The organism is Mesorhizobium sp. FG116 (genome assembly GCF_057809835.1).
Genome location: NZ_JBMDKS010000016.1, coordinates 1 through 20,785, shown reverse-complemented (window position 1 = coordinate 20,785; position 20,785 = coordinate 1). Strand labels below are relative to the sequence as shown.

General features: G+C 59.6%; 18 protein-coding genes. 14 read left to right on the top strand and 4 right to left on the bottom strand.

Going from position 1 to position 20,785, the window contains the following annotated elements:
- Nucleotides 1–34: 34 nt before the first annotated feature.
- Nucleotides 35–856: a pyruvate, water dikinase regulatory protein gene (locus ACODTY_RS13815; protein ID WP_488994829.1), complete on the bottom strand. Its 822-nt coding sequence runs from the start codon at nucleotides 854–856 to the stop codon at nucleotides 35–37.
- A gap of 400 nt (nucleotides 857–1,256) precedes the next feature.
- On the opposite strand from ACODTY_RS13815, the gene hemE reads away from it, so the two are divergent.
- From hemE to rho, 3 genes are all read left to right on the top strand, one after another.
- Complete coding sequence (hemE, locus tag ACODTY_RS13810) at nucleotides 1,257–2,282, top strand: uroporphyrinogen decarboxylase (RefSeq protein ID WP_488994828.1); 1,026 nt, start codon at nucleotides 1,257–1,259, stop codon at nucleotides 2,280–2,282.
- Nucleotides 2,282–2,818: a protoporphyrinogen oxidase HemJ gene (gene hemJ / locus ACODTY_RS13805; RefSeq protein WP_488994827.1), complete on the top strand. Its 537-nt coding sequence runs from the start codon at nucleotides 2,282–2,284 to the stop codon at nucleotides 2,816–2,818. Before hemE ends, hemJ begins: the two co-directional genes overlap by 1 nt.
- 151 nt (nucleotides 2,819–2,969) lie before the next feature.
- Nucleotides 2,970–4,235: a transcription termination factor Rho gene (gene rho / locus ACODTY_RS13800; protein WP_488994826.1), complete on the top strand. Its 1,266-nt coding sequence runs from the start codon at nucleotides 2,970–2,972 to the stop codon at nucleotides 4,233–4,235.
- A gap of 28 nt (nucleotides 4,236–4,263) precedes the next feature.
- On the opposite strand, the gene ACODTY_RS13795 is transcribed toward rho, so the two are convergent.
- A complete protein-coding gene (locus ACODTY_RS13795) occupies nucleotides 4,264–6,276 on the bottom strand; it encodes a thioredoxin domain-containing protein (protein ID WP_488994825.1) in 2,013 nt (670 codons plus the stop codon).
- 82 nt (nucleotides 6,277–6,358) lie between these two features.
- Here ACODTY_RS13795 and mnmE point away from each other — a divergent pair, with 82 nt between their 5' ends.
- The 5 genes from mnmE (at nucleotide 6,359) to ACODTY_RS13770 (ending at nucleotide 12,094) form a co-directional block, all read left to right on the top strand.
- The gene (gene mnmE, locus ACODTY_RS13790) at nucleotides 6,359–7,681 is read left to right on the top strand and encodes a tRNA uridine-5-carboxymethylaminomethyl(34) synthesis GTPase MnmE (protein WP_488994824.1); all 1,323 of its coding nucleotides are present in this window, start codon (nucleotides 6,359–6,361) and stop codon (nucleotides 7,679–7,681) included.
- Nucleotides 7,682–7,844: 163 nt separating this feature from the next.
- Complete coding sequence (gene mnmG, locus ACODTY_RS13785) at nucleotides 7,845–9,719, top strand: tRNA uridine-5-carboxymethylaminomethyl(34) synthesis enzyme MnmG (RefSeq protein ID WP_488994823.1); 1,875 nt, start codon at nucleotides 7,845–7,847, stop codon at nucleotides 9,717–9,719.
- Nucleotides 9,716–10,345 carry a 16S rRNA (guanine(527)-N(7))-methyltransferase RsmG gene (gene rsmG, locus ACODTY_RS13780; protein ID WP_488994822.1) on the top strand — a complete coding sequence of 210 codons (630 nt, stop codon included), beginning with the start codon at nucleotides 9,716–9,718 and terminating at the stop codon, nucleotides 10,343–10,345. Before mnmG ends, rsmG begins: the two co-directional genes overlap by 4 nt.
- Nucleotides 10,346–10,384: 39 nt before the next feature.
- A complete protein-coding gene (locus tag ACODTY_RS13775; protein ID WP_488994821.1) occupies nucleotides 10,385–11,185 on the top strand; it encodes a ParA family protein in 801 nt (266 codons plus the stop codon).
- Between the two features lie 33 nt (nucleotides 11,186–11,218).
- Complete coding sequence (locus ACODTY_RS13770) at nucleotides 11,219–12,094, top strand: ParB/RepB/Spo0J family partition protein (protein WP_488994820.1); 876 nt, start codon at nucleotides 11,219–11,221, stop codon at nucleotides 12,092–12,094.
- Between the two features lie 37 nt (nucleotides 12,095–12,131).
- Here the strand turns inward: ACODTY_RS13770 and holA are convergent, their stop codons facing one another.
- Complete coding sequence (gene holA / locus ACODTY_RS13765) at nucleotides 12,132–13,175, bottom strand: DNA polymerase III subunit delta (protein WP_488994819.1); 1,044 nt, start codon at nucleotides 13,173–13,175, stop codon at nucleotides 12,132–12,134.
- Between the two features lie 273 nt (nucleotides 13,176–13,448).
- Between holA and ACODTY_RS13760 the strand changes: the two genes are divergently transcribed.
- From ACODTY_RS13760 to lpdA, 4 genes are all read left to right on the top strand, one after another.
- Nucleotides 13,449–14,681 (top strand): 3-methyl-2-oxobutanoate dehydrogenase (2-methylpropanoyl-transferring) subunit alpha, encoded by a 1,233-nt coding sequence (locus ACODTY_RS13760; RefSeq protein ID WP_488994818.1) that lies wholly within the window; start codon nucleotides 13,449–13,451, stop codon nucleotides 14,679–14,681.
- A 2-nt stretch (nucleotides 14,682–14,683) separates the two neighbouring features.
- Nucleotides 14,684–15,697, top strand: a complete 1,014-nt coding sequence (locus tag ACODTY_RS13755; RefSeq protein WP_488994817.1) for an alpha-ketoacid dehydrogenase subunit beta — start codon at nucleotides 14,684–14,686, stop codon at nucleotides 15,695–15,697.
- Between the two features lies 1 nt (nucleotide 15,698).
- Nucleotides 15,699–17,015 carry a dihydrolipoamide acetyltransferase family protein gene (locus ACODTY_RS13750; RefSeq protein ID WP_488994816.1) on the top strand — a complete coding sequence of 439 codons (1,317 nt, stop codon included), beginning with the start codon at nucleotides 15,699–15,701 and terminating at the stop codon, nucleotides 17,013–17,015.
- A 64-nt stretch (nucleotides 17,016–17,079) separates the two neighbouring features.
- Nucleotides 17,080–18,477, top strand: a complete 1,398-nt coding sequence (lpdA, locus tag ACODTY_RS13745) for a dihydrolipoyl dehydrogenase (protein WP_488994815.1) — start codon at nucleotides 17,080–17,082, stop codon at nucleotides 18,475–18,477.
- A gap of 76 nt (nucleotides 18,478–18,553) precedes the next feature.
- On the opposite strand, the gene ACODTY_RS13740 is transcribed toward lpdA, so the two are convergent.
- Nucleotides 18,554–19,672, bottom strand: coding sequence for a saccharopine dehydrogenase family protein (locus ACODTY_RS13740; RefSeq protein ID WP_488994904.1), 1,119 nt, complete (start codon nucleotides 19,670–19,672; stop codon nucleotides 18,554–18,556).
- Nucleotides 19,673–19,780: 108 nt separating this feature from the next.
- Between ACODTY_RS13740 and ACODTY_RS13735 the strand changes: the two genes are divergently transcribed.
- A complete protein-coding gene (locus tag ACODTY_RS13735) occupies nucleotides 19,781–20,209 on the top strand; it encodes an Lrp/AsnC family transcriptional regulator (RefSeq protein ID WP_488994814.1) in 429 nt (142 codons plus the stop codon).
- Between the two features lie 6 nt (nucleotides 20,210–20,215).
- Entirely contained in the window at nucleotides 20,216–20,620 is a 405-nt protein-coding gene (locus tag ACODTY_RS13730) for an ACT domain-containing protein (RefSeq protein WP_488994813.1), read from the top strand.
- Nucleotides 20,621–20,785 lie beyond the last annotated feature (165 nt).

Below are 20,785 nucleotides of genomic sequence, written 5' to 3'. Positions count from 1 at the left end.
GTCTTCTGTTGCGCCGATTAAGTCAGTTCCCGACCTAACGCGTCTTATTGCGCAGGGCAACGATAGCGGCAGCCGTTTCCTCGATCGAGCGGCGGCTGACGTCGATCATCGGCCAGTTATAGCGCGTACAGATCTGGCGCGCATAGGCAAGCTCTTCGGTGATTGCGGAACGATCAATGTAATGGTTGCCTTCATAGCCGCTCGTATTGCCCAGAACCCTGTTTTGACGAACATGCGAGATGCGCTCGGCCGTCGCGATCAGGCCGACAATCAGCGGTTTCTTTGCGTTGACCAGACTTTCCGGTACCGGCACCCCAAGCACGATCGGAATGTTGGCCGTCTTGATGCCGCGATTGGCCAGATAGATGCTCGTCGGCGTTTTCGACGTCCGGGAAATTCCGATCAGGACGATATCGGCATCGTCCATGTCGATCGGCAACTGGCCGTCGTCATGCTCCATGGTGAAATTGAGTGCATCGATGCGGCGGAAGTAATCTGCGTCCAGCACATGCTGCGCGCCGACACGACGGCCGGCCGGCGTTCCGAGGTAAGACTGGAAAACGGTCAGCACCGGTTCCAGTACTGAAACGCAGGGCAGGCCCATGGTCGCGCAATGTTCGTCGATGATGCGGGCCAGATTCTGGTCGACCACCGTATAGAGAATGATGCCCGGCTCCTGCTCGATGTCCTCGAACACTTTCAGGAGCTGCTTTTCGGTGCGAATCAGCGGGTAGATGTGCTCGATGGCGCGCGCATCCTTGTATTGCGCCGACGCGGCCCGGCCCGCCGCCAGAAGCGTTTCGCCGGTAGCGTCAGAAATCAGATGAAGATGGAAGAAACTTTGCGGCTTGTTCACACATTACATCCGGGTCTGGGGGCTTGTGTGGATAGAGTGGGACAAATCCACCCTTGGGTTATGGGTGACTGTATCAGATGGCGGCTTGTCCACAATTCGTTGTGCGGTGAAGTTAGCAAGCGCCCTGGGGACAAAAGCGGGAACAGGCTCTACATGACATTTGTTGTCCCCATAAACGGCTGATTTTGCCAATCCTCAATCTCCTTGATTCAAAACCGGGATTCCCGATTGCCCCCAAGGTTTTCCCACATGGCAAAAACAAGTCGCGACAAAATGATGAATGGCTTTTGAAGCGGCCAATCTGGAAAGATGATAATCACCACAACCAACAGACTCTTAGAATCAGAAATATCTTTCATATAGATATTTGATTTTAGATTAGGCCTTGAAGGCGAGTGTAATGAGCGTGAAGCGGATTGTAGTCGACGTGTTGAATGGCGAGGCTGCCTATCCGCCACCGCTATGGATGATGCGCCAGGCAGGACGCTATCTGCCGGAGTACCGCGAGACGCGTAAGAAAGCGGGGTCTTTTCTCGATCTTTGCTATGATCCAGACAAAGCGGTCGAGGTGACCTTGCAGCCGATCGAGCGCTTTGGCTTTGATGCCTCGATCCTGTTTTCCGACATCCTGGTGGTTCCGCATGCTCTCGGCCGAGACCTTCGCTTCGAGGAAGGGCACGGACCGTTGATGACGCCTATTACGGCTGCCGGAATTGCCGAGCTCAATCCTGAAACGTTTCACGTGAATCTGGCACCGGTCTACGAGACGGTGCGGCGCTTGCGCAAACAACTGCCATCTGAGACGACCCTGATCGGCTTCTGTGGAGCGCCGTGGACGGTCGCGACCTACATGATCGCCGGACGCGGTACGCCCGACCAGGCGCCGGCAAGGCTGTTTTCCTACCGTGAATCCGAAGCGTTTCGTCACCTGCTGAAGGTTCTGGCTGATCAATCGGCTGCCTATCTGATCAGGCAGATCGAGGCGGGGGCGGATGTCGTGCAGATTTTCGATTCATGGTCGGGCGTGCTCGACGATGCGTCATTCGAAGCTTTCTGCGTCAAGCCGGTCGCCGAGATCGTCCGGCAGGTGCGGTCGGCACATCCCACTGTTCCGATCATCGGTTTTCCGAAAGGTGCCGGCATCAACTATGCAACCTATCGGCAGAAAACGGGTGTCACGGCACTTGGACTGGATTGGACAGTGCCCTTGTCCGAAGTCAAGGTAATGCAGCGTGGCGGGGCTGTGCAGGGCAACCTGGACCCCTTGAGGTTGGTTGCCGGCGGGCAGGCGCTGGCGGAAGGTGTCGGCAATATCCTGAAAGCCGTGCGCGGCGGGCCATTCGTGTTCAATCTTGGCCATGGCATCGTGCCTGAAACCCCCATCGAACATGTCTGGGCGATGATCAATCAAGTCAGGAACGGGTGATGGGTCTGGGCAGTGAACGCGCCAGCGGTGCCAATGCCGCGCTGCGGGCAGGAGTGTCGATCGGCATTCTTGCCATACTGACGGCTGCGCTGTTCTGGCTGGCGCCCGATGGCTTTTACCTTTGGGCAAAGGCCATCCACGTTATCGCCGTGATCTCGTGGATGGCCGGCATGCTCTATCTGCCGCGGCTGTTTGTCTATCACGTCGCTGCCGAGAAGGGCTCAACCCAGTCGGAGACGTTCAAGGTGATGGAGAGGCGCCTATTGCGCGCCATCATCAACCCCGCAATGACGGTGGCCTGGGTGTTCGGCCTATGGCTTGCCTGGAAGGGGTTTGGTTTTGCCGGTGGCTGGCTGCACGCGAAGCTCGCGGCGGTCCTGGTCATGTCCGGAGTGCATGGCTACTTGTCGGCTGCGGTACGGAAATTCGCGGAAGATCGCAACGAAAAGACGGTGCGGCACTGGCGCATCGTCAATGAGATCCCCACATTGCTGATGATCGCGATTGTGGTCCTTGTCATCGTGAAGCCGTTCTAGCGGAAGGGCTGCAAAACCCCGCTTGCTCTTTTGGCAGGCTGGCGATAAAAGGCAGTTCTTCCTTCCCGCCAGCGCAAACTGTCTGTCAATGACCGCGCCCGGCAATCTTCGCACCAGTCGAATCTCCCCCGAATACGTCCAGAGTCCGTCCATGCAGGAAATGAAACTCGCAGAGTTCAAGAACAAGAAGCCCCCGGAGCTGATCGCTTACGCCGAATCGCTCGAGGTGGAAAACGCCAGCGTCATGCGCAAGCAGGAGCTGATGTTTGCCATCCTGAAGAAGTTGGCCGCGCAAGACATCGAGATAATCGGTGACGGTGTGGTCGAAGTGCTGCAGGACGGTTTCGGATTCTTGCGTTCAGCCAATGCCAACTATCTGCCGGGTCCCGACGATATCTACATTTCCCCCTCGCAGATCCGACGCTTTTCGCTGAAGACGGGCGATACGGTCGAAGGGCCAATTCGCAGCCCGAAAGAGGGCGAGCGCTATTTTGCTCTGCTGAAGGTCAACACGATCAATTTCGACGATCCGGAAAAGATCCGCCACAAGATCCATTTCGACAATTTGACGCCGCTCTATCCGACCTCGCGGTTGAAGATGGAGATGGAGCATCCGACCTCGAAGGACATTTCGCCGCGCGTCATCGATCTGGTGGCCCCGCTCGGCAAAGGCCAGCGTGCCCTGATCGTGGCCCAACCGCGCACCGGCAAAACGGTGCTGTTGCAGAACATTGCCCACTCCATCACCACCAATCACCCCGAGTGCTATCTGATCGTGCTTCTGATCGACGAGCGCCCGGAAGAAGTTACCGACATGCAGCGTTCGGTGAAAGGCGAGGTGGTTTCCTCGACCTTCGATGAACCGGCAGCGCGTCACGTTCAGGTCGCTGAAATGGTGATCGAGAAGGCCAAGCGACTGGTCGAACATGGTCGCGATGTCGTCATCCTGCTCGATTCGATCACCCGTCTGGGCCGCGCCTACAACACCGTCGTTCCGTCATCCGGCAAGGTCTTGACCGGCGGCGTCGACGCCAATGCGCTCCAGCGTCCGAAGCGGTTCTTCGGCGCAGCCCGCAATATCGAGGAAGGCGGGTCGTTGACCATCATCGCCACTGCGCTGATCGACACCGGCAGCCGCATGGACGAAGTCATCTTCGAAGAGTTCAAGGGCACCGGTAACTCGGAAATCGTGCTCGACCGCAAGGTCGCCGACAAGCGCATCTACCCCGCCATGGATATTCTCAAGTCCGGTACCCGCAAGGAAGACCTGCTGGTACAGAAGGCGGATCTTCAGAAGATCTTCGTACTGCGCCGTATCCTGGCGCCGATGGGAACGACCGACGCGATCGAGTTCCTGATCGACAAACTCAAGCAGACAAAAACGAACGGCGATTTCTTCGATTCGATGAATACCTGATCGAAGGATGGCTGAAGCATCTACAATCTCAGATTGTAGATGCTGTCTTTACTCGCAGAGCGGTTTCCAGTTCGCCGGGGTCCTTGATCACGGGCAGGCAGATTTGCCCTGTGCATAGGAATGCGGCAACCGTATCGGTTGGCGGGGCTGTGCCACCGGGCAGATTGGCAAGCTGGTTTTCCATTCCGACAGGTACGAGGATGTCGACACGGCGCGGGTCCAGATTCCGATTCGCTACCGGAACGAGGCTTGGATTTGCCGCCTGATCGACCAGGATCAGTTTGCGTGGCTCCATGGCCAGTTCGCAGGCATTGAGAATCCCGACCTGTCCATAAGTCTGTTTTTCGGCCCGACCCGCGGCGTGTTCGGCAACGCTCCAGGCCTTTTCCTGCAGCGCAATCTCTCCTGTGACAGTCGCCAGTTTGACCAATGCCTCGATGACCTGACTGGTTGCCGACGGAATGGCTTCGTCTACGTCGCCTCTGATGCGAATAGGCACATCCTTGCTGTCTGAAGCTGTCAGATAGTAGCCGTTGCCTTGCTCGTCGCCGTGCCAAAGATCGAGTTGGGTGACGAAGTTTTGCGCATGGTCGATGTAGATGCGATCGGCGGTTGCCTCGAACAGAGCAATGGCAGCGTTGGTCATCGCTGCGTAGTCGCTTGAAAGAGCCGGAAACAGCTTTTTCGAACCAAGCGCTGAATGGGGCAGGCGGTTATCTAGGGCGGATCTGGCGATCTGATCGAAGGCCGCGACTGCCGCTGAAATCCACTCCGGTTTTTGTAAGGCCCGGCCGCATTCAGCGAGGGCCGCGATTGCCAACCCGTTCCAGTCGGTAAGGATTTTGCCGTCGCGGCCTGGGCGGACGCGCTTTTCTCGGACGGAAAGTAGCTGGGCCTTCAACTTGGCAGCGGTTTCCGCGTCGGCGGTGGACTTGATGCGTTGTGCATCAGTCTGGCAAATCACCGGCTTGCCTTCCCATCCCGCTGGTTCGGCGAGGGTGAACAAATCGAAGAATTGGCGGGCGTCTGCGCCTAGAGCCTCGTCGATCTCATCCTTGTCCCAGCAATAGAACAACCCTTCTTCGCCGTCGCTATCGGCGTCCAGACTGGACGCAAAAGCGCCGTTCTCAACGCGCAGTTCGCGCAGAATCCAGTCGACGGTTTCTTCGATTCGTATCCGGAACAATCGGTTGCCGGTTTCGGCGTAGGCCCAATTGCAGAACCGCAGCAACTGGGCATTGTCGTAGAGCATTTTTTCAAAATGCGGGACCAGCCACAGGGCATCGGTGGAATAGCGGCTGAGCCCGCCACCAATATGATCGTAGATGCCACCACTGAGCATTTTCTCGAGGCTGAGAATGACGGCGTCCCGATACTGGATGCTTCCAGTCCTGAGCCAGGATAGCCACAGCGCTTGCATGAACGGCGCATTGGGAAATTTTGGCGCTCCTTTCAGCCCACCGTTCTGCAGGTCGATCATGCCGTGGATGCCGTCTGCGAGCGTGATGAGCGTATCGCCGGTAAGCCGGCCCCTTGAGCCGGTGCCGCTTAGCCGCGCGCCTACGTGCGAGGTCAGGCCGTTGGCGCTGTCGACAAGGTTGTCGCGTTTCTCGTTCCAGGCCTTGTTCACGGCCTCCATGACCTGGACGAATCCCGGCCGGCCATAGCGTGGCTGCGGCGGGAAATAGGTTCCACCCCAGAACGGCTTCCCGTCCGGTGTCAGGAACATCGTCAATGGCCAGCCTCCTTGTTCCCCCATCGCTGAAAGGGCGGCCATGAAGACCTGGTCTATATCCGGCCGTTCTTCGCGATCGACCTTGATATTCACGAAAAGACGGTTCATGACGCCGGCTATATCGGGGTTTTCGAAGCTTTCATGCGCCATGACGTGGCACCAGTGACAGGCGGCGTAGCCAATCGAAAGCAGGATCGGCTTATCGAGCTGTTTGGCTTCGGCGAGTGACTTTGGTGACCAGCCTCGCCAGTGGACAGGATTGCCGGCATGTTGTTGGAGATAGGGGCTTGCTTCATCTGCAAGCATGTTTTGTGGCGGTAAAGTCACGTGTTTTCGGCCTGATAGCTGGATGAAGGGTGAGGCTAGGGCGGTTCGCCGGACGGAGCAAATGATATTCACTGATTCTATCGTTGCGCTGTCGAGTGGCCGGTTGCCGGCGGGAGTGGCGGTTATTCGCATCTCCGGCCCGCATAGTCGATTCGTAGTCGAAACGATTGCCGGACCGTTCCCAGCCGAACGCACTGCAGCTTTCCGCAAGTTGGTTGGGAGCGACGGCGAGATCATTGATCGGGCTCTTGTGATCTTCTTTGCGGGCCCAAACAGCTTCACCGGCGAAGATATTGCCGAATTGCAAGTGCACGGAGGTCCTGCGGTTGTTTCTGCGGTTCTGAAGAGGATCACGTCTCTACCGGGAATTCGGCACGCTGAGCCGGGTGAATTCACACGCCGGGCATTTCTGAACGGCAAAATGGATCTCGCACAGACCGAGGCGCTGGCAGACCTCGTCAATGCCGAGACCGAGGCGCAGCGGCGTTTCGCGCTCAGGAATGCCGACGGCGTTCAGGGTGTCCTGTATTCGAGTTGGCGGACCAGGTTGATCCATGCCCGGGCTATGGTTGAGGCGGATATCGATTTTGCCGACGAAGAAGATGTTCCCGGATCGGTAGCGGCTTCCGTCTGGTCCGGGGTTTCCAACCTGATTGAGGAGATTACTGAACATATCCAAGGCTTTGCGACTGCCGAAATCATACAGGATGGTTTTGAGGTCGTTATCCTGGGTGCGCCGAATGCCGGGAAGTCGAGCCTGTTCAATGCCTTGGCGCAAAGGGAAGCTGCTATCGTCAGTGACGAACCGGGCACCACCCGGGACCTGCTCGAAGTCATGCTTGACGTCGATGGGCTTAAGATTCGAGTTACCGATACAGCAGGTCTGAGGGAAGGCGCTGGAAGGGTCGAGACGATTGGTATTGAGCGCGCGCGCGCCAAGGGCCGAAAGGCTGATTTGGCGCTGGTTCTCGAGGATTTGGCTGATCCTCGCACAGTCGATACCGGATGGTTATCGTGCCCGGTGATGCATATCGGTACGAAGCTTGACCTCAATATCGATCCAGTTCGAACGCAGGGATATGAGCTTTGTATCTCGACGCAAAATGGTGCCGGGTTGGCCGATCTTCTGGCTGCGATAGGTCGTCATGCGCAGGAGAGGATTGCGGTGAGCAGTGACGTGCTGCCGTCTAAGTTGCGTCATGTTGAGTTGTTGGAAAAGGCGCTTGGGCATTTGCGATCTGCCGCGAGGGCGGAACTTGAAGCGGTGGAGCTGCGGGCAGAAGAACTGCGCCTGGCTGCAGATCAGCTGGGCCGAATTGTAGGAGCCGTGGATGTCGAGGATCTGCTCGATGTCATCTTTGCGCAGTTTTGTATCGGTAAATGACGTTGCGCGCGGCAGTTGGAAATAAATGATTCACGTGAAACAGGCGGACGCCGAGGCTGGCAGATGGAATCTGTGTTTCACGTGAAACATCAATTCCAAACCGTGTATTGACAGACCGGACGCCGCGGCACATTTGTCGTGCGATAGTTCAAGGGCAGAATTGATGGATCAAATCTTCGACGTCATTGTCGTTGGAGGCGGCCACGCGGGTTGCGAGGCGGCCAGCGCATCCGCACGTTCAGGTGCTCGTACAGCGCTTGTTACACTTCGCGCCGATACGATAGGGGTGATGTCGTGTAACCCGGCTATTGGCGGGCTTGGCAAGGGCCACCTTGTTCGGGAAGTGGACGCCCTGGATGGCCTTATGGGTCGCATTGCCGATCAGGCCGGCATTCAGTTTCGTATGCTCAATCGACGCAAGGGGCCTGCTGTCCGGGGTCCACGTACACAGGCCGATCGGAAGCTTTATCGCCTGGCGATGCAGGCGGCTATCGAAGAGCAGCAAAACCTGACGGTCATCGAAGGGGAGGTGTTCGATCTCTCACTCGAGAACAATAGAATCAGTGAGGTTGTGTTGGCCGACGGGCGTCGGCTCCGCTGCGGCGCGGTTGTTCTCACGACTGGTACTTTTTTGCGCGGTCTCATTCATATCGGCGACCGGAAGATCGTTGCCGGCCGCATGAATGAACAGGCTTCGGTCGGCTTGTCTGAAACAATGAGACGAGTGGGCTTTGCGCTAGGCAGATTGAAGACTGGCACGCCGCCCCGCCTTGACGGGAAAACCATCGATTGGGCCCCGTTGGAAATGCAGGCGGCTGACGATGTGGCAGTGCCGTTTTCGGCGATGACGGACGCGATAACGACACCTCAGATCGAGTGCGGGATAACCCGCACAACTCCGGCGACGCACGAGGTTATCAGGCAGAATCTCGGCAAATCGGCTATGTATTCCGGATCGATAGAAGGAATAGGTCCGCGCTATTGCCCGTCCATCGAGGACAAGATCGTCAAGTTCGGCGAACGCGACGGCCACCAGATTTTCCTTGAGCCGGAAGGCTTGGATGACGATACGGTCTACCCGAATGGTATCTCCACTTCACTTCCAGAAGACGTCCAGCTTGAGATCTTGAAGACCATTCCAGGCTTGGAACGAGCTTCTATGCTGCAACCCGGTTACGCGATCGAGTATGACCATATCGATCCGCGTGAGCTTGATCCAACGCTTGAAATGAGGCGTGTCAAAGGCTTGTTTTTGGCTGGACAAATCAACGGCACGACCGGATATGAAGAAGCGGCCGCCCAGGGCTTGCTTGCGGGCTTGAACGCCGCCCGGTCAGCGTCCGGTGGTGACCCTGTCACAATCAGCCGCGCTGACGCCTATATCGGCGTGCTTGTGGACGATCTGACGAGCCGAGGCATCAGTGAACCCTATCGGATGTTTACGTCCAGAGCAGAGTTTCGTCTTTCGTTGCGAGCAGACAACGCCGACGAGAGATTGACGCCCCTGGCCATGCGGTTGGGTGTGGCATCGACCGAGAGGACCGAACGCTTTGCGCGATCGAGGCTGTCGCTGGATCGGGCGCGCGAACTGGCGCGCAGCGTGACGCTTACGCCCAGCGAGGCGGCTCGACACGGGTTGGATGTCAACAAGGATGGCGTTCGACGCTCGGCCTATGACCTGCTCGCCTATGCAGGAATCGATGTGGCGTGGTTGACTCGGGTGAGCCACGAGTTTGCATCCATTGACTACAAGACCGCGGAAGCACTGGAGACAGAATCCAAATACGCTGTCTATCTCGACAGGCAAAGAGCTGATGTCGAGAGAATGCGTCATGAGGAGGCTCGTCTCATCCCTGCCGATATCGACTTTTCGCAGGTGCCCGGCCTGTCGAATGAGTTAAAGCAAAAGATGAAGCAGCGTACACCGCGCTCTATCGCAGAGGCGCAACGTGTTGATGGAATGACGCCTGCGGCGCTGGCGATCATCGTCGCGCATGTTCGCAACAGCGAATCATCGGTGCAGAAGGGCGCCGCGTGAGTAACCAGCGATTTGACGAGCTTTGCTCGATTGCGGGGCCGGTTTCACGTGAAACATATGAGATGTTGCTGCGCTTCGAGAACACATTCCTGAAATGGAATCAGCGCATCAATCTCTCGGCACCCTCCACGCTTGGGCAGACTTGGCAAAGACATATATTGGACAGCGCGCAGCTTCTTGCTCTTGAACCTCAAGCCAGGCAATGGCTGGACATCGGTTCAGGCGGCGGATTTCCAGGGCTCGTCGTCGCGTTCTTGCTACGCGAGCGCGGCGGCTCGATTGATCTCGTCGAAAGCAATCGTAAGAAAACCGGGTTCCTACAGGCGATAGTAGGCGAATTCGATCTGCCGGCGCGTATTCATGCGCGACGGATCGAGGATGTCCATAAACTGGTGCGCCAGCCGCAGGTCGTTACTGCCAGAGCGCTTGCGTCGTTGCCGCTGCTGCTCGACCTTGCAGCACCTTGGTTGACGAATGGAGCCCGTGGCCTTTTTCACAAAGGCCGGGATTATCGGGCGGAAGTCGAAGAAAGCGCTCACCACTGGATTTTCGATCTGGTAGAACATGCCAGCACAATCGACCCACAAGGCGTTGTGCTTGACATCCGCAATCTACGCAAAATGTGAACGCGTTCGGTTATCGGAATGAATTTCTGGCAGAAAAGCATGACCAAGACTGGCCCGAGAATCATCACTGTCGCCAACCAGAAGGGCGGCGTGGGAAAGACGACGACGGCGATCAATCTCGCAACCGCGCTCGCCGCCATCGGTGAGCGGGTACTGATCGTCGATCTTGACCCGCAGGGTAACGCCAGCACTGGACTCGGCATCGATCGGCGTGATCGCACGGTTTCGTCTTATGATGTGCTGATTGGAGAACTCGATCTCGAAGCGGCGGCGTTGCCAACGGCGGTTCCAGGGCTGTCGATCGTACCATCTACGCTGGATCTTCTTGGCATCGAGATGGAAATTGCCTCTGCGCCGGATCGGGTGTTGCGTCTGCGCAATGCTTTGCGTGCCTCGGCCGAACGTTCCGCGCTGTTCAGCTACGTTCTGATCGATTGCCCACCTTCGCTCAATCTTTTGACGTTGAACTCCATGGCTGCGGCAGATTCCGTGCTGGTGCCGCTGCAATGCGAGTTTTTTGCGCTTGAAGGCCTCAGCCAGCTCCTTGAAACGGTCGAGCAGGTGCGCGGGTCGATCAATCCGGAACTCGAAATACAGGGCATCGTCCTCACCATGTATGATGGCCGAAACAATCTGGCGAACCAGGTGGTGCAGGACGTGCGCGCGCATATGGGCGACAAGGTTTATGAAACCGTGATCCCGAGGAATGTGCGCGTCTCGGAGGCTCCATCTTATGGCAAGCCTGCAATTCTCTATGATCTGAAGTGCACCGGCAGCCAGGCTTATCTTCAACTCGCTTCGGAAGTCATCAGGCGGGAGCGCAGGCTCCGCGCCGCATAAGTCGATTCGAAAACGAAACAATCCGGGTAAACGATGAGCGAAGACCTATCGAGAAAGCGGCTGGGACGAGGATTGGCGGCGCTGATCGGCGAGATGGATCGCCCGGCCGCGACGGAGAAGGACGCTCCCCGGGCCGACGGCAAGGCTCCAATTGAGTTCGTGTCGCCCAACCCCCGCAATCCGCGCCGGCACTTTGGTGATGCCGAGCTGACCGATCTTGCCCAGTCGATCCGTGAGCACGGTGTTGTCCAGCCGGTGGTCGTCAGGCCGTCGCCGGCCCAGCAGGGGCGCTTCGAAATCATCGCCGGCGAGCGTCGCTGGCGCGCGGCGCAGCGCGCGGGTCTTGCCGAGATCCCGATCATCGTTCGCGACGTCAATGATCGCACGGCGCTCGAGCTTGCCATCATCGAAAACGTTCAGCGCGCGGACTTAAACCCGGTCGAGGAGGCGCTGGGCTACCAGCAGCTGATCGACGAGCACAATTACAGCCAGGCGGACCTTGGTCAGGTCATCGGCAAAAGCCGTAGCCATGTCGCCAACACATTGAGATTGTTGAAACTTCCGGATGTTATCCGCGACATGTTGGTTGATGGCGCGCTCTCGGCAGGCCATGCGCGCACGCTTGTCACTGCAGCCGATCCGGCGGGTCTCGCAAAGCGTATCGTGGAAGAGGGACTGTCCGTGCGTCAGGCCGAGGCTTTGGCCCAGATGCCGGCATCCACGCATCATGAAACGAAACGCCCGGCTCCAGCCGAGAAAGATGCCGACACGCAGGCGCTTGAGAAGCTGTTGTCTGACACCGTCGGCATGAAGGTATCAATCGCGCATAAGGATCGCGGCGGCGAAGTTCGTATCTCCTACCGTACCCTGGAGCAGCTCGACGATCTGTGCAGGCGTCTCAAGCACTAGCTATATTTTGCCGGCTTATTACAGCTTTTGCGACCAACTAGCGTTGGTTGAGTCTCGCGCTTTCCAGCGCAATTCCAAGCAGCGCCTGCCGCGCCAGTGCCGGCGCAAGCTCGGGCCGCCTTCTTGTCTGCAGGACAGCGGCTTGTAGCCGCGCCAGCGCACGTTCGATGGCTTGGCTGTTCCATCTTTCCAGCGTCTTCTCCACCAGCTTGCGCTTGGCGAAGAACACCGGCGGGCGATGGCTCGCGACGATGGAAGCGGCATTGCGCCCGCTTTCTTCCATCGCACCGCGCATGGCGTGGATCGTCTGGAACTGGCGCATGGCGCCGGCGAGCGCGAGGAGTGCCTGTCCGCCACCCTGCGCCTGACGGGTAAAGGCGGCGTCGAAATCCGCGATACGACCTTCGAGCACGGCATCGACGGCATCGTCGAAGGATTGCCCCGACACATCGCCCGTCATGGCCTTCACGTCGTCCAAGGTGATTTCGGCCTGTCCCTGCGCATAGAGCGCCAGCTTCTGGATCTCGCCGCGTGAAGCGAGGCGATCACCGCCAAGATTACGACGCAGCGCCTGTCGCGCTTCCAGTGGCATGGTCATCCCAGCCTTGCGCAACTCATCGTCGATGACAGCGTCGATGTCGCGACCTTCATCGGCGTAGCAAGGCAGCGCCATGGCGGCGTCCGCTGCTTCCACCACTGAACGCAACGCCGCGCCCTTCTTGAGGTCGCCTGCCTCGATCAGGATGATTGCATCGCGAGGCGGCTCGGCAATCAACGCCTTGACGTCGTCCGCCAGCCCCTTCTGGCCGGCCGCATTGCGCACCCACAAAAGGCGGCGGTCCGAAAACATCGGAACGGTGCGAGCCTCATCGAGCAAGCGACCGTCACCGCGCTCGACCTCGGCGCCATCCATTTTCACTACGGAAAACGGATCGTCGAGCGGAAGGCCGGTCCGCTCGGCAAACGCCTTACCCCTTTCAGCCACCAGGCCGCGGTCGGGGCCGTAAAGCAGCACGATTACAATCTTTGGATCGGGGCGGCCGAGCCAGTTCTCGACCTCAAATGCTTTCTTCTGCGCCATACCCGTCTCCTAGCATAGCCGGATCGACGCGCGAACGGCTCAATTTGCACCGTCGTGCCCATACGCAGCATTCATCCACCGCCCGCCACTTCGCCATTCCGTTTGTTGCCGGCCAGCGACCTTGAAAAATGGGAAATTGCTTCGTTTTCCTGTCACAATCGCCAGATCGTTGCCCGCAACCCACCGAGGCCTTCCAAAGGCAGCGGAAATTGGCGCTGATCATGTGTGTGCAAATGTGCAACTATCGGCGGCAGCGACATTGGAGGACTGGTCATGACCGATGCTGGGATGTTGCGATTTCACGTTCCTGAACCTGAGGTGAGACCGGGCGGCGCGCCGGATTTCTCGAATGTGTCGATCCCCAAGGCAGGGTCCGTGCCTCGGCCCGAAGTGGATGTCGATCCGCGTACCATTCGCGACCTTGCCTTTTCCATCATCCGGGTGCTGAACCGATCAGGCGAAGCCGTAGGCCCATGGGCCGGATCGCTCAGCGATGAGGAGCTTCTGGAGGGTCTTCGTCACATGGTGACGTTGCGGACCTTCGACGCGCGCATGCAGATGGCGCAGCGGCAGGGCAAGACCTCGTTCTACATGCAGCACCTCGGCGAGGAAGCGGTAAGCTGTGCTTTCCGCAAGGCGCTTTCGCCAGGCGACATGAATTTTCCGACCTATCGGCAGGCAGGCCTGCTGATTGCCGGTGGCTACCCGATGGTCACCATGATGAACCAGATCTATTCCAACGAGGCCGATCCGCTGAAGGGTCGGCAACTGCCGATCATGTATTCCTCCAAGGATCACGGCTTCTTCTCGATCTCGGGCAATCTGGCGACGCAGTACATCCAGGCCGTGGGCTGGGCGATGGCATCAGCCATCAGTGGCGACACGCGCATCGCAGCCGGCTGGATCGGCGACGGCTCCACGGCAGAGTCGGATTTCCATGCGGCGCTGGTCTTCGCCTCGACCTACAAGGCACCGATCGTCCTCAACGTCGTCAACAACCAGTGGGCCATTTCGACCTTTCAGGGCATTGCGCGTGGCGGGTCCGGCACCTTTGCAGCACGTGGCCTCGGCTTCGGCATTCCGGCTCTGCGCGTCGACGGCAACGACTACCTCGCTGTTCATGCCGTCGCCAAATGGGCGGTTGAACGCGCGCGGCGCAATCTCGGGCCGACGCTGGTCGAATACGTCACCTACCGCGCTGGAGCCCACTCCACGTCTGACGACCCTTCGGCCTATCGTCCAAAAGCCGAGTCGGACGCGTGGCCGCTTGGCGATCCGGTGATAAGGCTCAAGAACCACCTCATCCAGAAGGGTGTTTGGTCGGACGAGCGTCATGCACAAGCGGAAGCGGAAATCCTCGATACGGTGATCGCGGCACAAAAAGAGGCCGAACAGCATGGCACGCTGCATTCCGGCAACAAGCCATCGATGCGCGACATGTTCGAAGGGGTCTATGAGCAGATGCCGCCGCATCTGAGGCATCAACGCCAGCAGGCGGGAGTCTGAACATGCCGCGCAAAACCATGATCGAAGCCATTCGCGATGCCATGGACGTTTCCATGGGGCGCGATGAACGGGTCGTCGTGTTCGGCGAGGATGTGGGCTTTTTCGGCGGCGTGTTCCGCTGCACGCAGGGCCTTCAGGCCAAGTACGGCACCAGCCGCTGCTTCGATGCCCCGATCAATGAATCGGGTATCGTCGGAGCGGCCATCGGCATGGCGGCCTACGGCCTGCGCCCTTGCGTCGAAGTCCAGTTTGCCGACTATGTGTATCCGGCCTACGACCAGATTGTCTCGGAGGCGGCGCGGCTGCGCTATCGCTCGAATGGTGATTTCACCTGTCCGCTGGTGGTGCGCATGCCGACCGGCGGCGGCATTTTCGGTGGCCAGACGCATAGCCAGAGCCCTGAGGCGCTGTTCACGCATGTGTCCGGGCTCAAGGTGGTTGTTCCCTCCAATCCCCACGATGCCAAGGGCTTGTTGATCTCGGCTATCGAGGACCCCGATCCGGTGATCTTCCTCGAACCGAAACGGCTCTACAACGGCCCCTTCGACGGCCATCATGAGCGCCCGGTGACGCCGTGGTCGAAGCATGAACTCGGCGAAGTCGCCGATGGTCACTACACGGTTCCATTGGGCAAGGCCGCTATCCGTCGCCAGGGCTCCTCGCTTACCGTGCTTGCCTACGGCACCATGGTCTATGTTGCGGAAGCCGCCGTGGAAGAAACCGGCATAGACGCCGAGATCATCGACCTCAGGACGCTCCTGCCGCTCGACCTCGACACCATCGTCGCGTCGGTGAAGAAAACCGGCCGTTGCGTCGTCGTGCATGAAGCGACGCTTACCTCAGGCTTTGGCGCGGAATTGACCAGCCTCGTCCAGGAAAACTGCTTCTACAATCTCGAAGCGCCGGTGGCGCGCGTTGCCGGTTGGGACACGCCCTATCCGCACGCGCAGGAGTGGGACTATTTCCCCGGGCCTTCGCGGGTTGGCCGCGCCTTGATTTCGACAATGGAGGCCTGAGATGGGCGAATACGTCATCAAGCTTCCTGATGTCGGCGAAGGCGTCGCCGAGGCTGAACTGGTCGAATGGAACGTCAAGATCGGCGACATGGTGCGCGAAGACACCGTGCTTGCCGCCGTCATGACCGACAAGGCAACCGTGGAAATCCCTTCGCCGGTCGATGGCGAGATCCTGTGGCTCGGCGCCGAGATCGGCGACACTGTCGCCATCGGCTCGCCGATTGTGCGGCTAAAGGTTGCCGGCGAAGGCAATGTCGGTGCGGGGACCGAAACAGCGGCCCCGCCGAAACCGCCAGCCCGCGATGATGGCAAGGCTCAAAGCGTCCCTGCAGAACCAACGCCACAGCCAATACGCGCCGAAGCAGCCCCGGTGCCAGCGAAGCCGGCGGCTTCAAGTGCAAAGCCAGCGTCTGCAGCCGTTCAGCGCGGGGCACCCCGAGCCGAAGGCGACAAGCCGCTGGCATCTCCTGCGGTTCGCTTGAGGGCCAAGGAAGCCGGTATCGACCTGCGGCAGGTTGCGGGCAGCGGTCCGGCCGGCCGCATAAGCCACGAAGATCTCGAGGCATTCATCCAGCGTGGTCCGCAAACGGGCAAGGCTTCCGGCCTTGTCCGCAACGATGCGGTCGAGGAAATCAAGATTGTCGGGCTGCGGCGCAAGATCGCCGAGAAGATGAAGCTCGCCAAGTCGCGCATTCCGCACATCACCTATGTCGAAGAGATCGATGTGACAGCGCTCGAAGAGTTGCGCGCCAACCTCAACAAGGAAAAGCGCGCGGATCGCCCCAAGCTGACCCTGCTGCCGTTCCTGATGCGGGCGATGGTCAAGGCCATCGCCGAGCAATCGCAACTCAATGCCCTGTTCGACGACGAGGCGGGCATTGTCCATCAATATGGCGGCGTCCATATCGGTATTGCGGCGCAGACACCCGGCGGCCTGGTCGTGCCGGTGGTCAAGCACGCAGAGGCGCGCGACCTCTGGGATTGCGCTGCTGAAGTCAACCGGCTTGCAGAGGCTGCAAAGGCCGGTACGGCGACGCGCGAGGAGCTTTCGGGCTCGACCATCACGATTACCTCGCTCGGTGCAATGGGCGGCGTCGTCACCACCCCGGTCATAAACCATCCGGAAGTGGCGATCGTCGGCGTCAACAAGATGATGGTCCGTCCGATGTGGGACGGCAGCCAGTTCGTGCCCCGCAAGATGATGAACCTCTCCTCCAGCTTCGATCATCGCGTCATCGACGGTTGGGATGCGGCCGTCTTCGTTCAGCGCATCAAGGCGCTGCTCGAAACCCCCGCGCTGATTTTCGTGGAGGGATGACGATGATCTCGCCAAGCGACAGCCGGCTTGCCGGCAGGTTCACGACCCAGGAAGGAAGCCGGTGATGAAAGACATTACCTGCAAGCTGCTTGTCATCGGTGCCGGTCCCGGCGGCTATGTCTGCGCCATCCGCGCCGGCCAGCTCGGCGTTGATACGGTCGTCATCGAGGCCGGCAAGCCCGGCGGCACCTGCCTCAATGTCGGCTGCATCCCTTCCAAGGCGCTGATCCATGCCGCCGAGGAGTTCGAAAAGGCCGTTCACTGGTCCGGGAAACCCGGTCCACTCGGAATTTCAGTGGAGTCGCCAAAGCTGAATTTCGGCAAAACCGTCGCCTGGAAAGACGGCATCGTTAGCCGACTGAACAGCGGCGTTGCCGGCTTGCTGAAAAAGGCCAAGGTGAAGTACGTCCAGGGCTGGGCAACATTCCGCGACGGCAAGACGGTCGAGGTGGAGACCGAGACAGGAACGCAAGTGATCCGTGCCGAAAACGTGGTCATCGCCACTGGCTCCGCACCGGTCGAGCTTCCCTTCCTGCCTTTCGGCGGCAATGTCATTTCGTCCACCGAAGCATTGTCGCTTGCCGAAGTGCCGGAGCGGCTGGCGGTTGTCGGCGGCGGCTATATCGGGCTCGAACTCGGCACCGCCTTCGCCAAACTGGGCGCCAAGGTCACGGTGGTCGAGGCGTTGCCGCGCCTTTTGCAGCAATACGATGCGGAACTGACCAAGCCGGTCCTGAAACGGCTTGCCGACCTTGGCATCGAGGTTCTGACCGGAGCCAAGGCCAAGGGTGTCTCCAGCAAGGGCGACGCCCTGCTTGTCGAGACTGCCGACGGCAAGGACCGCAAGATCGCGGCCGACAAGATCCTTGTCACCGTTGGCCGCAAGCCTGTCACCGATGGCTGGGGCCTGGAGGAGATCGATCTCGACATGAGCGGGCGTTTTGTCCGCATCGACGACCAGTGCCGCACTTCGATGCGTGGTGTCTATGCCATTGGCGACGTCACCGGCGAGCCGATGCTGGCGCATCGCGCAATGGCGCAGGGCGAGATGGTGGCCGAGATCGTTGCCGGCCACAAGCGCAGCTGGGACAAGCGCGCCATCCCTGCCATCTGCTTCACCGATCCTGAACTGGTAACGGCGGGCCTATCGCCGGACGAAGCCAAGAAGCTCGGCGGTGAGCTCAAGATCGGCCAGTTCCCGTTCAGCGCCAATGGCCGAGCCATGACCAAACAGGGCGAAGACGGCTTCGTTCGGGTCGTCGCGCGCGCCGACAACCATCTTGTCCTCGGCATCCAGGCGGTTGGGCAGGGCGTATCGGAACTGTCCGCCGCATTCGGGCTGGCGCTTGAAATGGGCGCGCGGCTGGAAGACATCGCCGGCACGATCCATGCCCACCCTACCCAAGGCGAAGCTTTCCAGGAAGCCGCGCTCAAGGGCCTCGGCCACGCGCTGCACATCTAGATCCTGACCCTATCAAAAAAGAGCTCGCGCCGTTGCCGTCGCGAGCCCTTCTCCTCCCCAGAACTGTTGATTCTTGTCAGCTTGCCAGGCGGCTTGCCATTTCATGCTGCGCATAGGCGCGACCGAAACGGTTAGCTAGGAAGGTGTCGAGCGCGATGTCTTCCTGCCTGACGAAACCCTTGGCCGGCAGGCTGCCGTCGGCCAGCATGTCGAGCACGGCGCAGATGCCCGAAGCGGTGGTGATCTGGATTGCCGAATGGACGGCCGCACCAACGCGCTGGCTGTAGATCTTGTTGGCGTAGGTTTCCTGCAGCAGGCGTCCGTTCTTGCGGCCGCTCACCGTCACGAAAACGATGACCACATCCTGCATCGTCGCCGGCAGGGCGCTTTCGAAAATATCCTTCAAAACGTCGCGGCGATGGCGCAGGCCGAGATCGTTGAGCAGCGCCTTCATGATCGCGGCATGGCCGGGATAGCGGATGGTGCGATAGTTCAGCGTGCGCACCTTGCCTTTCAGCGTCTCGGCCAGCGTGCCCAGCCCGCCGGAGGTGTTGAAAGCCTCGTAGGTCACGCCATCGAGCGAAAACTCCTCGCGCTCCTCAAGCGGCGGCACTTCTACCAGTTCACCCTCGACGATTGCCTCGCAAGGCTCGCAATATTCGTTGATGACGCCGTCCGTGCTCCAGGTCAGGTTGTAGTTCAACGCGTTGGAGGGATACTGCGGCAGCGCGCCGACGCGCATGCGAACGCTTTCCAGCGTGTCGAAGCGGCTGGCGAGGTCGTTGGCGACGATGGAGATGAAGCCGGGCGCCAGCCCACACTGCGGAATGAAGGCGGTCTTGGAGCCGCGGGCCAGTTCCTTGACGCGGCGGGTCGAAGCGACATCCTCGGTAAGGTCGAGATAGTGAACGCCGGTTGCAGCGGCCGCTTCCGCGATGCGCGTGGTGAGGTGGAAGGGAGCGGCACTCAGCACGGCAAACTTGCCGGCAAGCGCCTTTTCAAGCTCGCCCTTGGCGCCGATATCGAGTTCGAGCGTCGCGACCTGGCCGGAAAGCCCCATCGCGGCAAGCTGCTCCGCGGAGCGGTCCACCACGGTCACGCGGTAGTCGCCTGTGGCGGCCAGCATCTCGGCAATGGTCGAACCGATCTTGCCGGCTCCGATGACAACGACTTCCTTCATGGCGATACCCTCGATCTTGAAAAATGCTTGGCGGAAGCATCGCAGGATGGGTGACGAAAGAAAGGATACATTTCGTCGGATCGATATGATAGTTTAGGCGAAACGACGATAGTGTCTGGCGATATGACAAGCCCTGCCGATCAGGCCCTTATCTCCCTGCTGCGTGAGAACGCGCGTGCTTCCACAGCCGAACTGGCGCGCAAGCTCGGCGTGTCGCGCACCACCGTGCAAAGCCGCATCGACCGGCTTGAGGCGCGCGGCGTCATCGCCGGCTATGGTGTGAGGCTTTCGCCCGACTATGAGCAGGGGCTGGTCCGGGCGCATGTACTTTTGACCGTCACGCCAAAGCTGGCCGATACGGTGGTGCGCAGCCTGAAGGCCCTGCCTGCCGTGCGCACGCTGCATTCTGTCAGCGGCAGCTTCGACATGATCGTTATCGTCGAATCGCTGTCCATTGCCGATCTCGACGGACTGCTGGACCGCATCGGTGCGATGGAGGGCGTTGAACGCACCTTGTCGTCGATTATCCTTTCAACGCGCATCGACAGGTAGAAAAACATGAGCGGCGAAACCGACCTCGGCAAACTGCTTGCCTCGATGCGGCCGGAACTCCAGCCGCATGTGCATGTCTTCGTCACCGTGCCAGACGGGTCTCCGCAGCCGACAGACATCGAACCTGTCATGATCTTTCGCGAACGGGAGGGTACGACGCTGATCCTGCGCGAGGATCAGGCACATTCTGCAGGCCTCGCCGGCACGTTCCGCTGCCGCATGATCACGCTCACCGTCCATTCGGCGCTGGAAGGGGTCGGCTTCCTCGCCGCGATCACCGCACGGCTTTCGGTCGCCGGCATCGGGTCCAATCCGGTTTCGGCATTCTACCACGACCACCTTTTCGTCCCCGCCGACAGGGTGGACGATGCGCTGCGTGTCTTGCACGAGCTTTCGGCGGAAAGCGTGTGAAAACGTGGATCGGATATAGGCCTGCTTCCGCCCAACCCCTTGATCCTGCTCATTTCTGCAAAAATCTTCGGCCCCACTTATCCACACCCTCGCCATCTCCCTCATAATCCCTCCCATCGCCCTTGCGGGAGACCTGGTGCGCACCGGGTATCAGGGAAGGGCGTC